Annotated in this window: 10 protein-coding genes; 3 read left to right on the top strand and 7 right to left on the bottom strand. The window is 63.2% G+C overall.

Features of this window, described 5'->3' with window-relative positions; translation table 11 throughout:
• Positions 1–171 precede the first annotated feature (171 nt).
• The 3 genes from FHW81_RS14425 to FHW81_RS14435 all read right to left on the bottom strand — a co-directional run bounded on the left by FHW81_RS14425 (position 172) and on the right by FHW81_RS14435 (position 6561).
• Positions 172–2043, bottom strand: coding sequence for an ATP-binding protein (locus FHW81_RS14425; RefSeq protein ID WP_139148139.1), 1872 nt, complete (start codon positions 2041–2043; stop codon positions 172–174).
• A 115-nt stretch (positions 2044–2158) separates the two neighbouring features.
• On the bottom strand, positions 2159–3406 hold the full coding sequence (locus FHW81_RS14430) for a ribonucleotide-diphosphate reductase subunit beta (protein ID WP_003086547.1): 1248 nt from the start codon (positions 3404–3406) through the stop codon (positions 2159–2161).
• Positions 3407–3669: 263 nt separating this feature from the next.
• The gene (locus FHW81_RS14435) at positions 3670–6561 is read right to left on the bottom strand and encodes a ribonucleoside-diphosphate reductase subunit alpha (protein ID WP_003082358.1); all 2892 of its coding nucleotides are present in this window, start codon (positions 6559–6561) and stop codon (positions 3670–3672) included.
• 733 nt (positions 6562–7294) lie between these two features.
• Here FHW81_RS14435 and FHW81_RS14440 point away from each other — a divergent pair.
• The 3 genes from FHW81_RS14440 to FHW81_RS14450 all read left to right on the top strand — a co-directional run bounded on the left by FHW81_RS14440 (position 7295) and on the right by FHW81_RS14450 (position 10234).
• The gene (locus FHW81_RS14440; RefSeq protein WP_003082360.1) at positions 7295–8005 is read left to right on the top strand and encodes a winged helix-turn-helix domain-containing protein; all 711 of its coding nucleotides are present in this window, start codon (positions 7295–7297) and stop codon (positions 8003–8005) included.
• Between the two features lie 83 nt (positions 8006–8088).
• Complete coding sequence (locus FHW81_RS14445; protein ID WP_003086549.1) at positions 8089–9705, top strand: ATP-binding protein; 1617 nt, start codon at positions 8089–8091, stop codon at positions 9703–9705.
• Between the two features lie 319 nt (positions 9706–10024).
• Entirely contained in the window at positions 10025–10234 is a 210-nt protein-coding gene (locus tag FHW81_RS14450; RefSeq protein ID WP_003082372.1) for a cold-shock protein, read from the top strand.
• 105 nt (positions 10235–10339) lie between these two features.
• Here FHW81_RS14450 and FHW81_RS14455 read toward each other — a convergent pair whose 3' ends face one another.
• The 4 genes from FHW81_RS14455 to ndvB form a co-directional block, all read right to left on the bottom strand.
• Positions 10340–10723 (bottom strand): hypothetical protein, encoded by a 384-nt coding sequence (locus FHW81_RS14455; protein ID WP_003163102.1) that lies wholly within the window; start codon positions 10721–10723, stop codon positions 10340–10342.
• 17 nt (positions 10724–10740) lie between these two features.
• On the bottom strand, positions 10741–11544 hold the full coding sequence (locus FHW81_RS14460) for a putative RNA methyltransferase (RefSeq protein WP_003101808.1): 804 nt from the start codon (positions 11542–11544) through the stop codon (positions 10741–10743).
• Positions 11544–12695 carry a succinyl-diaminopimelate desuccinylase gene (gene dapE / locus FHW81_RS14465; RefSeq protein ID WP_003082377.1) on the bottom strand — a complete coding sequence of 384 codons (1152 nt, stop codon included), beginning with the start codon at positions 12693–12695 and terminating at the stop codon, positions 11544–11546. The genes FHW81_RS14460 and dapE overlap by 1 nt, the downstream gene beginning before the upstream one ends.
• Before the next feature lie 114 nt (positions 12696–12809).
• The gene (ndvB, locus tag FHW81_RS14470) at positions 12810–15419 is read right to left on the bottom strand and encodes a glycosyltransferase NdvB (protein WP_023109067.1); all 2610 of its coding nucleotides are present in this window, start codon (positions 15417–15419) and stop codon (positions 12810–12812) included.
• Between the last annotated feature and the right edge of the window lie 72 nt (positions 15420–15491).

Below are 15491 nucleotides of genomic sequence, written 5' to 3' on the forward strand. Positions count from 1 at the left end.
GGAACCCCAGTCGCGAAGCGACTGGGGCCGGATGCAGGGGCAAGCGTTTTTGGTTACTTTTGCCGCGATTGGCAAAAGTGACTCGCCGGGGGGCGAAACACGGATTTCTGCTAAGTAGCGGTGTATAGAACGTGAAGTGCTTAAATCCTGTTAAATACCTGGTTTTTAAGTTTATCTGAACTTTGTGTTGAAAGTTTTCTCTATGAGTTTTTTTAAGCAGATAACTTTTACTTCTTTTGGGTATTGTGCTCCATCATTGCTTTCTATCTCGTATATTTCCCACTCGAAGTCGGTGTTGTCTGATTGCTTGATTCTTCCAGAGCAAGTGAAAGTGTCTTGAACTATTTGCTCTTCTTCTATGTCCACTTCCCAGGCTACTATGTAATCAACAATTGCTAAGGCGTGGTTGAATGGGCCGTAGTTATTAAAGTTGTACTTGTATTCTATTGATACGATATTTTCACTTGCTAGGGGGTGGGTAGTGCTTGTGTCTTTTATGCCGAGGCTGTCAATCCCCTGGGTGGAGAATGTTATTACTCTTTTCCATTTGTCATAATGTTCATTGCTCGGATCTATTAGGTTATATAGGGATGAGTAAAGAACCCCAACTAAGTACTCTTCGCCAGGTTGTGGGGATACAAAGATTAGATTATTTTTGCTTTGATCTTTTATTCTGAATTTTTCTCTGCTCTTGAGGTCTTCTTTTGATGTGTCGAGTATCTCTATTTGCTCGTTTAGTTTGTTTTCAGTGCTCTCTTTTTTTAGTCGAGAGAGAAGCTCTTGAAATACCTTGTCGGTCTTCTTTAAGTGATCTAGAAATTTTTTTATTTCTTTGAGGAGGTCGGGGTCGGAAAGGGCGTCAAAAGCTTTCTTGCTAAGTGAGTTACGGTTTGTAACGAGGTCGAAGTCGCCATCTAGAATTAACGTGTAATGGCTAGGGCTTTCGCCCTCTGCGAGTATCTCATAGCCTTCCAGGCTAGAGAATATATCCATATATCTACATATCTTTATGCCGTTTACAGAAATGAATAGCCCTCGTTGATCTCCCAGTCGTATACCGGATTTTGTTTTACCTTTTCTATCTAGGTTTGGATAATCTTCGTGAGCCCGTCTATTCCCATCAAGAGCCATGATTACAGTGTAATATGTGCCTGAGATTTGAAATCTTTTTGCTGCTCGAGAAAAGAATCGCCCATCTCTGAGTCGGGAAACTTGAGATGGGGTTTTTACTTCTGCGTCTGTCTCTTTGGATTTTAGATATGGGAAACCAAATGGGATGTTATGCGTTTTTTTGTTTCCATAGAATATAAGTTCTGATTTTTTGAATCCATCAGAAGTCTGAGTTATTTGTGTGGAGCTAAAGCCTTGATCTTTATTTAGAGCACGAGTATCTCCGTGCTTTGTATATAGTCTAACATAGTTGTAAGCATATGATTCTTCAATTTTTTTTCCAAACTGGAAGTATTTGCTAAAATTTTCTGTGTCTAATCCGTCTATTATTATCAATGTCCCGGTTTGGCAGTTTTTTTCTTTTATAAATTTTATTAATGAGTCTATCGCAAGTTGGGTGTCTGCTGATGTTTCGGGTAAAAAGTTAGATATGATTTTCTCAAGATTTTCCGAGGTTTCAGGGGTAATGTTGGTGCTTATGTCTAGGTTTTTTCTAGGGTTTTCGACGGACTTGAAATGCCATTCTGTATTTTTTTTACCAAACTTTGTTGCAATGAGTATGCGAGCGCAGGCGAAGCAAAGCTTGGAGCCTTGGCATTTGTATCCAATAGCTTCTCCTTTTTTCTTTGTTGACTTTCCTATGGAGAAAAATGCTTCGTATGGAGTTACTCCATTTGTCTTCTTTTCAGTGTCAAGGCCTGTTCCATCGTCAAAAAATATAAAACCTTTTTCAGACTTTAGTGGTGCATAAAATAAATTCTTAGCGTCTGCATCGTATGAGTTTGAGATAAGCTCGCGAAGAACTTCGCATGGATCATTTCTATTGACGGATAATTCACTAAGGACGTGTCGGAACTCAATTTGTGGTCGCATTTCTTTCTCCAATAAAAAACCCCGCACAAGGCGGGGCTTCGGTCTTTCTATCGCTTCCCCAACAATCCATGTGGTGGCACAGCGCTACTAATGGTCTCGACCTTTTACACCATCATCAATCCCAGCTCAAGGCCCCCCCCGTCTGGTACTCGATAACCCGCGTCTCGAAGAAGTTCTTCTCCTTCTTCAGGTCCATGATCTCCGACATCCACGGGAACGGGTTGGTGGTCCCCGGATACTCTTCCTTCAGGCCGATCTGGGTCAGGCGCCGGTTGGCGATGAACTTCAGGTAGTCCTCCATCATCGCCGCGTTCATGCCCAGCACCCCGCGCGGCATGGTGTCGCGCGCGTATTCGATCTCCAGCTGGGTGCCCTGGAGGATCATCTGGGTCGCCTCGTCCTTCATCTGGGCGTCCCACAGGTGCGGGTTCTCGATCTTGATCTGGTTGATCACGTCGATACCGAAGTTCAGGTGCATCGACTCGTCGCGGAGGATGTATTGGAACTGCTCGGCGGTGCCGGTCATCTTGTTGCGGCGGCCCATGGAGAGGATCTGGGTGAAGCCGCAGTAGAAGAAGATGCCTTCCAGCACGCAGTAGTAGGCGATCAGGTTGCGCAGGAACTGGCGGTCGGTTTCCGGGGTGCCGGTCTGGAACATCGGGTCGGAGATCGAGCGGGTGTACTTCAGGCCCCACGAGGCCTTCTTCGCCACGCTGGGGATCTCGTGGTACATGTTGAAGATCTCGCCCTCGTCCATGCCCAGCGACTCGATGCAGTACTGGTAGGCGTGGGTGTGGATCGCCTCTTCGAAGGCCTGGCGCAGGATGTACTGGCGGCACTCGGGGTTGGTGATCAGGCGGTACACGGCCAGCACCAGGTTGTTGGCGACCAGCGAGTCGGCGGTGGAGAAGAAGCCGAGGTTGCGCATGACGATGCGCCGCTCGTCTTCGCTGAGGCCGTCCTTGCTCTTCCACAGGGCGATGTCGGCGTTCATGTTGACTTCCTGCGGCATCCAGTGGTTGGCGCAACCATCCAGATACTTCTGCCAGGCCCAGTCGTACTTGAAGGGAACGAGCTGGTTGAGGTCGGCACGGGCGTTGATCATCTGCTTGTCGCCGACCTGCACGCGCGCGGCGGAGCCTTCGAGGTCGTCCAGGCCTTCCTGGATGTCGAGGTCGTTCAGGGCCTTCTTGGCGCGGGCGACGGCGTCGGAGTCGTCGGCGGAAACGGCGCGCGCTTCTTCCACCGAGCCGGCGGCTTCGTCGTCCAGCTTGTCATGGCCCTGGGCAACGGCCTGGGCGGCGGCGGGCGCGGCCTTGGCTTCGGTCGGGTCTTCTTTGTCGAATTCGTCCCAGCTCAGCATCTTGCTCTCTCCTGGTCTGGCGGCCGTCTCGGCGGCCTGGATATGGGGCGTGAGGTGCACGCGAAAGCGGTGGTCCGGCACGGTCTGGCCGGGCCGTTCTTCTCCCCCGGAGGGAAGAAGGGGATTGTTCCTGGCCCTGGCGAGGGGCCTTGCGCTGCCAGCGTGGCGCTGGACGAGCGACCGTCAGGCGCCGGGCAGGCCGAACCCACGCGAGGAGTCCGGCTTGCCCGGCCGCGACACGGACGCCGTTCAGCGACGCGCGATCACTGGCAGGCTTCGCAGTCGGGGTTATCGATGCTGCACGCCTGCGGCACCGGCGCCGGCTTCGGCTCGGCGGCTGGGGCGGCTTGCAGGCCGTCGTTGCCACCGGCCGACACGGCGTTGAGCTTGCCGGTGTTGATGGTGGACTTTTCGGTGCTGGTGGCGGCCAGGGCACGGAGGTAGTAGGTGGTCTTCAGGCCGCGGAACCAGGCCATGCGGTAGGTCACGTCGAGCTTCTTGCCCGAGGCGCCGGCGATGTACAGGTTCAGCGACTGGGCCTGGTCGATCCACTTCTGGCGACGGCTGGCGGCTTCGACGATCCAGCGGGTCTCGACTTCGAACGCGGTGGCGTAGAGGTCCTTGAGGTCCTGCGGGATGCGCTCGATCTGCTGCACGGAACCGTCGTAGTACTTCAGGTCGTTGACCATGACCGGGTCCCACAGGCCGCGGGCCTTGAGGTCGCGCACCAGGTAGGGGTTGATCACGGTGAATTCGCCGGAGAGGTTCGACTTCACGTACAGGTTCTGGTAGGTCGGCTCGATCGACTGCGAGACGCCGGTGATGTTGGCGATGGTCGCGGTCGGCGCGATGGCCATGATGTTCGAGTTGCGGATGCCTTTCTGTACGCGCTCGCGCAGCGGCGCCCAGTCGAGGGTTTCCGACAGGTCGACTTCGATGTACTTGGCGCCGCGCTCTTCGATCAGCTTCTTCTCCGAGTCGATCGGCAGGATGCCTTGCGACCACAGCGAGCCCTGGAAGGTCTGGTAGGCGCCGCGCTCGTCGGCCAGGTCGCAGGAAGCCTGGATCGCGTAGTAGCTGATGGCTTCCATGGACTGGTCGGCGAAGGCGATGGCCGCGTCCGAACCGTAGGGGATGTGCTGCAGGTACAGGGCGTCCTGGAAGCCCATGATGCCCAGGCCGACCGGACGGTGCTTGAAGTTGGAGTTCTGCGCCTGCGGGACCGAGTAGTAGTTGATGTCGATGACGTTATCGAGCATGCGTACCGCGGTCTTGACGGTCTTCTCCAGCTTGGCGGTGTCCAGCTTGCCGTCGACGATGTGGTTGACCAGGTTGATCGAGCCCAGGTTGCAGACGGCGATCTCGTCCTTGTTGGTGTTCAGGGTGATCTCGGTGCAGAGGTTCGAGCTGTGCACCACGCCCACGTGCTGCTGCGGGCTGCGCAGGTTGCACGGGTCCTTGAAGGTCAGCCACGGGTGGCCGGTCTCGAACAGCATGGAGAGCATCTTGCGCCACAGGTCCTTGGCCTGGACGACCTTGTGCAGCTTCAGCTTGCCGTAGCTGGCCAGGGCCTCGTAGTACTCGTAGCGCTCCTCGAAGGCCTTGCCGTAGAGGTCGTGCAGGTCGGGGACGTCGGACGGCGAGAAGAGGGTCCAGGAGCCGTCGTCGAAGACGCGCTTCATGAACAGGTCGGGGATCCAGTTGGCGGTGTTCATGTCGTGGGTACGACGACGGTCGTCACCGGTGTTCTTGCGCAGCTCGAGGAATTCCTCGATGTCCAGGTGCCAGGTCTCCAGGTAGGCGCAGACCGCGCCCTTGCGCTTGCCGCCCTGGTTGACCGCGACCGCGGTGTCATTGACCACTTTCAGGAAGGGCACGACGCCCTGGGACTTGCCGTTGGTGCCCTTGATGTAGGAGCCCAGCGCGCGCACCGGGGTCCAGTCGTTGCCCAGGCCGCCGGCGAATTTCGACAGCATGGCGTTGTCGTGGATGGCGCCGTAGATGCCCGACAGGTCGTCCGGCACGGTGGTCAGGTAGCAGCTGGAGAGCTGCGGACGCAGGGTGCCGGCGTTGAACAGGGTGGGGGTGGAACTCATGTAGTCGAAGGACGACAGCAGGTTGTAGAACTCGATGGCACGTGCCTCGCGGTCCTTCTCCTCGATGGCCAGGCCCATGGCCACGCGCATGAAGAAGATCTGCGGCAGTTCGAAGCGGATGCCGTCCTTGTGGATGAAGTAGCGGTCGTACAGGGTCTGCAGGCCGAGGTAGGTGAACTGCTGGTCGCGCTCGTGATCGATGGCCTTGCCCAGTTTCTCCAGGTCGAATTCCTTCAGCTTGGCATCGACCAGCTCGAACTCGGCGCCTTTCTCGATGTAGGCCGGCAGGGCCTTGGCGTACAGCTCGGCCATCTCGTGATGGGTGGCGCTCTCGGCCACGCCGAGGAAGCCCAGGGCTTCGGCGCGCAGGGTGTCCATCAGCAGGCGGGCGGTGACGTAGGAGTAGTTCGGCTCGCGCTCGACCAGGGTGCGCGCGGTCATCACCAGGGCGGTGTTGACGTCCTTCTCGGCGACGCCGTCGTAGAGGTTCTTCAGGGTCTCGCGCTCGATCAGCGCGCCGTCCACCTCGGCCAGGCCTTCGCAGGCTTCGCTGATGATGGTGTTCAGGCGGCCCATGTCCAGCGGCGACAGGCTGCCGTCGGCGCGGGTGATGCGGATGCTCGGGTGCGGCTGGGCGACGTCGCTGGCGGCGCCGGCGTTCTTGCGCTCGGCGGCGCGGGCTTCGCGGTAGATCACGTAGTCGCGGGCGACCTTCTGCTCGCCGGCGCGCATCAGGGCCAGTTCGACCTGGTCCTGGATCTCTTCGATGTGGATGGTGCCGCCGGACGGCATGCGGCGCTTGAAGGTGGCGGTGACCTGCTCGGTCAGGCGGCGCACGGTGTCATGGATACGCGACGAGGCGGCGGCGGTGCCGCCTTCCACGGCGAGGAACGCCTTGGTGATGGCCACGGTGATCTTGTCATCGGTGTAGGGGACTACGGTGCCGTTGCGCTTGATCACGCGCAGCTGGCCCGGCGCGGTGGCGGCCAGATCCTGCGACGAATCGGCGGCCTGCGGCGCACTGGCCTGCGGGTTCTCGCGTGTGGTGTCGGTATGCATGGGTGGGTATCTCCACGTTCTCGTAATGGTTTTGCTAGCGGGCGCCGGGGCGCCCATTCCCTTGAATCGATAAAGAGCCGGGCAGCCGGCCTCGCGGCGGCTGCTTCATTCGAATGCTGAGGGTGGGGACTGTGAGTGCCTCCCTGGCCCTGGCGGGTTCGTGGCGTTTTGCCGTCGAACACAATACCTAGTGGTGTTGACTGTCTGTTTACAGCGTCCGTTGCAACACCCGTACCGCTTTTCCAACGTCATGAAGGGCTCCTTGCGGTGAGCGCCGTCGATGCTTTCAGTACGTCTGGAAAATGCTTTTTTGCGGAGCCGCCGGAGCCATCAGAGTGGTCCGTGCGCGGTTGGTTCCGTTGTAGCCGTTCGTGCGCTCGAAACCCAAGATATAGGGGGTGGCGACGATGGGGATACAAGATAATGCGCTAATGGGGTGTTTGCAAGGTGACAGTCTGGGGGAAACCTGTGGATAAAGTGTGGGTCTTCTGTGCGTGAGTCCTAGGAAGCGTCCGTAGGCCGCGGCAGCGCTGGAGAATGCCATTCGTCGCCCTCGGAAAGCACCGGCGCAGACCTACTCCCCAACCTTTCGGGGCGCGCACCCTACCCACAATATGTAGTGTTTGCAAGATGTTCCTCGCGTGCTGCCGCGCGGCCCCCGTATTGGCTACAATGCGGGCCGCTCTGAGGGGGGCCGCACGGCGGCTCCGGGACCGCGATACGAGGAGGCTGTGTGGAGCAAGAAGCCTGGCGCATCCTGATCGTCGAGGACGATCGACGCCTGGCCGAGCTGACCCGGGAATACCTGGAAGGCAACGGCCTGAAGGTCGACATCGAAGCCAACGGCGCACTGGCGGCGGCGCGTATCCTCGCCGAACGCCCGGACCTGGTGGTGCTCGACCTGATGCTGCCGGGCGAGGACGGCCTGTCCATCTGCCGCCAGGTGCGCCCGCAGTTCGACGGTCCGATCCTGATGCTCACCGCGCGCACCGACGATATGGACGAGGTACTCGGCCTGGAGATGGGCGCCGACGACTACGTGTGCAAGCCGGTGCGCCCGCGTGTGCTGCTGGCGCGCATCCGTGCCCTGTTGCGGCGCAGCGAGGCGCCGGAAGCGGGCGCCCCGGCGGCGGACAGCAAACGCCTGGCGTTCGGTCGCCTGGTGATCGACAACGCGATGCGCGAGGCCTGGCTGGACGGGACCACCATCGAGCTGACCAGCGCCGAATTCGACCTGCTCTGGCTGCTGGCGGCGAACGCCGGGCGCATTCTCTCCCGCGAGGAGATCTTCAACGCCCTGCGCGGCATCGAGTACGACGGCCAGGACCGCTCCATCGACGTGCGCATCTCGCGGATCCGCCCGAAGATCGGCGACGACCCGATGCACCCGCGGCTGATCAAGACCGTACGCAGCAAGGGCTACCTGTTCGTCGGCGAGGGCTGAGGCGCTTTTTTCCTGCGGGCCGGGGCGCGGGCGTCCCGGTCGGCCAGAATCAACAGCAGCGGACAGCGGCCGGGGGCTCGCCGATGAAATCCATCTTCCTGCGCATCTATGGCGGCATGCTCCTGGCCCTGCTGCTGGTCAGCGGCCTGGGCCTGCTCGGCCTGCACTGGATCAACGAGGTGCGCGGCGAGCACTACCGCGAGGAGCTGGCGCGCGGCACCTTCCGCCTGATGGCCGACAACCTGCAACCGATGACCGCCACCGAGCGCAAGCGCGCCCTGGCGCAGTGGAGCCGCTTGCTGGGGATTCCCCTGCAACTGCGCGGGCTGGATGAGCTGCGGATGGACGGACGCAGCCGCGCGCGCCTGATGAACGGCCAGGTGCTGGTGAAGCAGACCGCCGAGCACGCCGTCACCGTCTATACCCAGGCCAGCGCCGCCGAGAACCTGGTGCTCAGCGGCGAGGTGCAGCAGGTCAGCGAGCAACTGGCGCGGGCCACGGTTTACCTGCTGATGGACGAACTGGTGCGCTACCCGGCCAGCGAACAGCCTTACCACCTGGCGCGGATCGTCCGCGACAAGCGCTTCGGCTTCCCGGTGCACCTGCTCCAGGTCAAGGAACTGGACCTCGACGACGACCAGCGCCGGCGGGTGGTGGAGGGCGACACGGTGATGGCGCTGGGCAAGGACGGCGACTCGATCCGCATCTTCGCCGGCATCCTCGACACGCCCTGGGTGCTGGAGCTGGGCCCGCTGTTCCAGATGAACCCCTATCCGCCGCAGCTGCTGTTGCTGCTCGGCGCGCTGTGCCTGAGCTTCATCGGCCTGATCACCTACCTGCTGGTGCGTCGCCTGGAGCAGCGCCTGCGCAGCCTGGAGGCGGCCGCCACGCGGATCGCCCGCGGCAGCCTGGATACTCGCGTCGAGGTGCGCGGAGGCGACTCGGTGGGACGCCTGGGCGCGGCCTTCAACCATATGGCCGAGCACATCCACCGGCTGCTGACGGTGCAGCGCGAGATGGTTCGCGCGGTGTCCCACGAGCTGCGCACGCCGGTGGCGCGGTTGCGCTTCGGCCTGGAGATGATCGAGACCGCCGAGACCGACGGCGCCCGCCTGAAGTACCTGGAGGGCATGGACAACGATATCCAGGACCTCGACAAGCTGGTCGACGAGATGCTCACCTACGCGCGCCTGGAACAGGGCTCGCCGCCGCTGACCTACCAGCGCCTGGAGCTGGGCGTGCTGGTGCGCCAGGTGGTGGAGGAGATCGCCCCGCTGCGCCGCGAGGTGCTGGTCAGTTGCGAGGAGGGCGCGCTGGTGCCTGAGGAGCTGGGCAGTTGGATCGAGGCCGAGCCGCGCTACCTGCATCGGGCCTTGCAGAACCTGCTGACCAATGCGCTGCGGCATGCCGATCGTCGGGTCAGGATCAGCTACCGGGTCAGCCTGGAGCGTTGCCGGGTGGATGTCGAGGACGACGGGCCGGGGGTGCCGGAGGCGCAATGGGAGCGGCTCTTTACGCCATTCCTACGCCTGGACGACAGCCGGACCCGTGCTTCCGGCGGGCATGGCCTGGGACTGTCCATCGTCCGACGGATCGTCTACTGGCATGGCGGCCGGGCCTCCATCGGCCGCAGCGAGACTCTCGGCGGTGCCTGCTTCACCCTGGCCTGGCCGCGCAAGGCGGGTCTGCGCGACCGCTGAAAAGCCGACGGAAATATGGCGGCTAGCTATCTGCAAGTGCATGCGCAGACGTATTCCAGGCGTAGCGAAAACATATCGAAAGGCCAGTCCCGCCGGGCGTGGCGAGTATTCCGCCAGGGGCTAAAAAAGTCCTTTTCAGTTGGACTCGTTTGTTTATACTCCGGGACGCGGTGGCTAGTGGAACGCCATTCGAAATGCCCGCTCCAACGGCATTTTGCCGGGGTCGGATAACAAGAACAGCGTTGCGCAGCCGAACCGTCGAAGTCTTCCCGGATTGGGAAGGCCACTTATAAAAAATTGCAAGTTGGAGAGTGTGGTAATGGCTGATCGTGAGGTCGGAACCGTCAAGTGGTTCAATGACGCCAAAGGTTATGGATTCATTCAACGCGATAGCGGTCCGGACGTGTTCGTTCACTACCGCGCCATCCGCGGCGAGGGTCACCGCTCCCTGGTGGAAGGCCAGAAAGTGGAATTCTCGGTGATCCAGGGCCAGAAAGGCCTGCAAGCGGAAGACGTCTCCAAGGTCTGATTCCCGCAAGCAAAAGCCCGTCGCGAGACGGGCTTTTGTCATCCAGCGCATCCACCCCGCCAGGCCCCCGTTGGGTGGCCCCTCGCAGCGCGGGGTTTTCGTCGTTCAGGCGGTGCGCCAGGTAATTTCCTCGACGCCCCCGGCGTCGACCCGCAGCCAGCGGTCGGCGTCCTCTTCGCCCTGGTTTTCCTCCCAGCCGCCCGGCGCGCAGCGGATCTCCACGCCGAGCGCGGCATGCGCGGCCCTGGCGCAGGCGAGGTCGTCGTCCCAGGGCGTGCTGTCGCTCTCCAAGAACAGGCTGTGCCACTTGCCCACCGCCTTCGGCAGCCAGGTGACGCGCACCGCGCCGTGCTCGCCGCGGGCGGTGCACTTGAGGGTCTGGCCGCGCTCCTGCCATGGGCCGCAGGGTCCCAGCGCCTGTTCCAGCCAGGCGGCGACGGCCGCGTGCTCGGCGTCTTTCAGGTAGATCTCGATATCCGGTTGGCGCATGGGGTCCTCGGGGACGGTCAGTCGCGTTGCAGCCAATCGTAGCGCACCGCCACGCTGACTTCGAAGGGTTCGGCCAGGATTCGCGCGCGGCGCTCGGGGTTGACCCGCCAGCCGTGCGGGGTCATGGCCAGGAGGTTTTCCCGCGCGTCGTAGCTGTCCAGCGCCAGGCGGAACTCGAGGGTCTCGGTGTGGCGCAGGCGCAGTTGCGCGGGCAGGCCGGCGAGGTGCTTGTCGTCGGCGTAGTCGCGCACGTCGTCATAGAGCCGCTGGCGCAGTTCCAGCAGGTGCGCGCTGGCCGGGCCCAGGCGCAGTACGCCGCCGCCGGGGGCGAGGACGCGCACGGCTTCGTTCCAGTCGATCGGGCTGAACACGCTGGCGATCAGCTCGCAACTGGCGTCGGCCAGCGGCAGCCGGGCCATGCTCGCCACCAGCCAGGACAACTGCGGCGCGCGGCGGCAGGCGCGTTTCACCGCCTCGCGGGAGATATCCAGGGCATAGCCTTCGGCGCCGGCCAGGGCTTCGCCGAGCCGGGCGCTGTAGTAGCCCTCGCCGCAACCGATATCCAGCCAGCGTCGCGGCGCGCGTTCGGCGGCCAGTTCGGCCAGGCGCCGGGCCAGCGGCGCGTAGTGGCCGGCGCCGAGGAACTGGCGACGGGCCTCGACCATGGCGGCGTTGTCGCCCGGATCGAGGCTTTTCTTGTGCTGCACCGGCAGCAGGTTCAGGTAGCCCTGGCGGGCGCGGTCGAAGCGGTGCCCGGCGGGGCAGGCGACGCCGTTGTCGACCTCGCCCAGGGCGGCGGAGCAGAGCGGGCAGATCAGCATCAGGCGAGCAGCCTCACCAGGGTCTGGTAGTAGATTTCGGTGAGCAGCTCCAGGTCGCTGGCCAGGACCCGCTCGTTGACCTGGTGGATGGTGGCGTTGACCGGGCCGAGTTCGACCACCTGGGTGCCCATGGTGGCGATGAAGCGTCCGTCGGAGGTGCCGCCGCTGGTCGAGGGCTGGGTCTCGCGGCCGGTGACCGCCCTGATGCTGGCGGCCACCGCATCGAGCAGTTCGCCCGGCTCGGTGAGGAACGGCAGGCCGGACAGCGCCCATTCGACGTGCCAGTCCAGGCCGTGCTTGTCGAGGATCGCCTCGACGCGTTTCTGCAGGCCTTCGACGGTGGATTCGGTGGAGAAGCGGAAGTTGAACAGCGCGGTCAGTTCGCCGGGGATGACGTTGGTGGCGCCGGTGCCGGAGTTCAGGTTGGAAACCTGGAAGCTGGTCGGCGGGAAGAAGGCATTGCCGTCGTCCCAGTGTTCCGCCGCCAGTTCGGCCAGCGCCGGGGCGGCCAGGTGGATCGGGTTCTTCGCCAGGTGCGGGTAGGCCACATGGCCCTGTACGCCGCGGATGGTCAGCTTGGCGCCGAGGGAGCCGCGGCGGCCGTTCTTCACCACGTCGCCGACCAGGCTGGTGCTCGACGGTTCGCCGACGATGCACCAGTCCAGGCGCTCGCCGCGTGCGGCGAGGCGCTCGACCACCGCCTTGGTGCCGTGGTGGGCCGGGCCTTCCTCGTCGCTGGTGATGAGGAAGGCGATGGCACCCTTGTGCTCCGGGTGGTCGGCGACGAAGCGCTCGACGGCGACGATCATCGACGCCAGGCTGCCTTTCATGTCCGCCGCGCCGCGCCCGCAGAGCATGCCCTGGTCGTCGATCAGGGCGTCGAAGGGTTGGTGCTGCCAGGCCTGCAGCGGGCCGGTGGGGACCACGTCGGTGTGCCCGGCGAAGCACAGCACCGGGCCGTCGCCGCCGCGCCGTGCCCAGAAGTTGTCCACCTCCTCGATGCGCATCGGCTCCAGGGCGAAGCCGGCGGCTTCCAGGCGGCGCATCATCAGGGCCTGGCAGTCGGCGTCGAGCGGCGTGACGGAGGGGCGGCGGATCAACTCGCAGGCGAGTTCGAGGGTCGGCGAGAGACTCGGCGAAGAGGCGGTCATGGGGAGGGCATCCTGAGCGGGTCGAGCGGAAAGGGGGAATCTTAAAGCATAAACGTGGGCGAAGGGACGCCGTTTAGGCGAGCGGGGCCGGCTGTCCCGACGCCTCGCCCGACCTCAACCGCCGATCTGCTCGGCGCCGCCGGCCAGTTCCTCGCGCGGTTTCGGCAGCGACGAGAGCAGGGCCATGACCAGCGCCGCCAGGTAGGGCAGCGATTGCACCAGGAGCATGGCGACCCAGATCAGCAGGTCGCGGCTCGGCACGCCCTGAACCGCCACGATGCCGGCCGCCGCGCCCCACAGCAGGAGCATCACGAAGACTTCCTCGCGGGCCTCCGCCAGGGCCACCAGCAGGCCGTGGCTGGAGCGCATCTTCGGCGTGCGGAAGAACGGGATGCCGCGGGTGACGAAGCCGTACAGCACCGCCTTGGCGATGGTGTGCGAGAGCGACAGGCCGGCGAGGGCGGCGAAGAACGAGTCGCGCAGGTCGACGCCGACGGTGCGCCGGTAGAGGAAGAGGATCTTGCCGACCTTGAAGGCGAACAGGGCCAGCGGCAGGATAGCGAAGATCAGCAGCGGCGGGTCGACGCGCTTGGGCACGATGATCATCGCCGCCGACCAGAGCAGCGCGCCGAGGGTGAAGAAGATGTTCAGGCCGTCGGCGATCCACGGCAGCCAGCCGGCCACGAAGTGGTAGCGCTGGCCGCGGGTCAGGCGGCTGCCGTCGGGACCGCGGCCGCGCAGCAGGGCGTCGGTATGCCGCTTCATGATCTGGATCGCGCCGTAGGCCCAGCGGAAGCGCTGCTTCTTGAAGTCGATGAAGGTATCGGGCATCACCCCCTTGCCGTAGCTGCGCTCGAAGTAGGCGGCCGACAGGCCCTTCTCGAACACCCGCAGGCCCAGCTCGGCGTCCTCGGTGATGCACCATTCCGGCCATCTCAGCTCGTCCAGCACGCTGCGCCGGATCATGGTCATGGTGCCGTGCTCGATGATCGCGTCGCGGTCGTTGCGGGTGACCATGCCGATGTGGAAGAAGCCCTTGTACTCGGCGTAGCAGAGCCGCTTGAAGGCGCTCTCGTGCTGGTCGCGGTAGTCCTGCGGCGACTGCACCACGGCGATCCGCGGGTCGCCGAAGTGCGGCACCATGTGCCTGAGCCAGTCGGGGTCGACGCAGTAGTCGGCGTCGATCACCGCGACCACCTCGACGTCCGCCGCCACGTGGCCCAGGGCGAAGTTCAGCGCGCCGGCCTTGAAGCCTTCCAGCGGGGCAACGTGGAAGAAGCGGAAGCGCTCGCCCAGGCGCGCGCAGTGCGCCTCGACCGGCTGCCAGACGGCCGGGTCGCGGGTGTTGTTGTCGATCACCAGGACTTCGTAGTCCGGGTAGTCGAGGCGGGCAAGGGCGTCGAGGGTCTGCTTCAGCAGTTCCGGCGGCTCGTTGTAGCAGGGCACGTGGATCGACACCTTGGGCCGATAGGCCCGCGCGGCGGTGATCGGCAGGAATGGCCGGCGCCGCTTGCGCGTCCAGACCGCCTCGGCCAGCTCGTGGGCCTCGGTGAACAGCACGATGACCACCCCCAGCGCGCCGGCGCCCAGCAACGCGCCGACGGTCAGGCTGAACCAGGTGCTGTACTGCTGGCTGTAGTCGTAGGCGATCCACACCAGCACCGAGGCGCAGGCGAACGAGACCACGGCGAGGAAGGTCCTCCCGCGCTGGCGCAGCGAGGAACTGTCGATCAGCAGCAGGGTGAAGGCGAGTACCGCGAGTACCGCCGAGGCGATGGCCAGGGCGCGCCACTTGGGAATCGGCACCACCGGCCCGGTGAAGTTGAACTTGGCCTTGCGGTCGGCGTTGTAGACGCCCCAGTAGGCGCCCACCGAGCCTTCGGCGCTGACCTTCCAGGGCTGGTCGAAGGCTTCGATGACGAAGTAGCTGTAGCCTTCGCCGTTGAGCGCGTTGGTCAGGCGCCGCAGGTAGATGGCCTGGTCCGCGGGTGTCGCCTCGGCGCTGCCGCGCATGCGCCCGTTGCTCGGCCAGCCGACCTCGGCGAGCAGCAGCGGCTTCCTCGGGAAGGCGGCCTTGAGTTCGCGCGCGCGTTCGAGCACGAAGTCCACCGCGTCGGCCACCGGCGTGGCCTCCCAGTAGGGCAGGACGTGGGCGGCGATCAGGTCGACGTGTTGCGCCAGTTCCGGGTGTTCGCGGTAGACGTGCCACTGTTCGGCGGTGGTCACCGGAACCTTGACCGCCGCGCGGACCCGGTCGAGGTAGGCGATCAACTGTTCCGCCGTCACCTCGCGGCGGAACAGCGCCTCGTTGCCGACTATCACTCGCACCACGCTCGGCGACTCGTTGGCGATGCGGATGGCGCGGGCGATCTCGGCCTCGTTGCTGGCCAGGTCCGGGCCGAGCCAGATGCCCAGGCTGACGCGCAGGCCGAACGCCTCGGCCAGCGCCGGGATGTCGCCGAGCGCGCCCTGGACCGAATAGGTGCGGATGCTGTGGGTGTGCCGGGCGACCAGTTCCAGGTCGGTGCGCATCTGTTCGGCGCTGGGGTAGCGGCCGCTCTGCGGGTTCTGGTTGAGGCGGAACGGCGAGAAGGAGAGGCCGGAGATGCGTTCCGGCCAGTCCGGTACGCTGACCGGACGGTTGTACAGGGCCCAGATGCCGGTGAAGAGGGCGGCCAGGGCGACGATGACCACCAGGTTGAGCCCGATCTTGCGTGAAGACATAGAGATGAAACCAGGTTCCGGATGTTTCGCTGAACACGGGGCGGCGCATGCTACCCCGCACCCCCCGGGGTG

This window comes from Pseudomonas sp. RC10-4-2, assembly GCF_050433085.1.
In the GTDB taxonomy this organism is placed as follows: domain Bacteria; phylum Pseudomonadota; class Gammaproteobacteria; order Pseudomonadales; family Pseudomonadaceae; genus Pseudomonas; species Pseudomonas aeruginosa.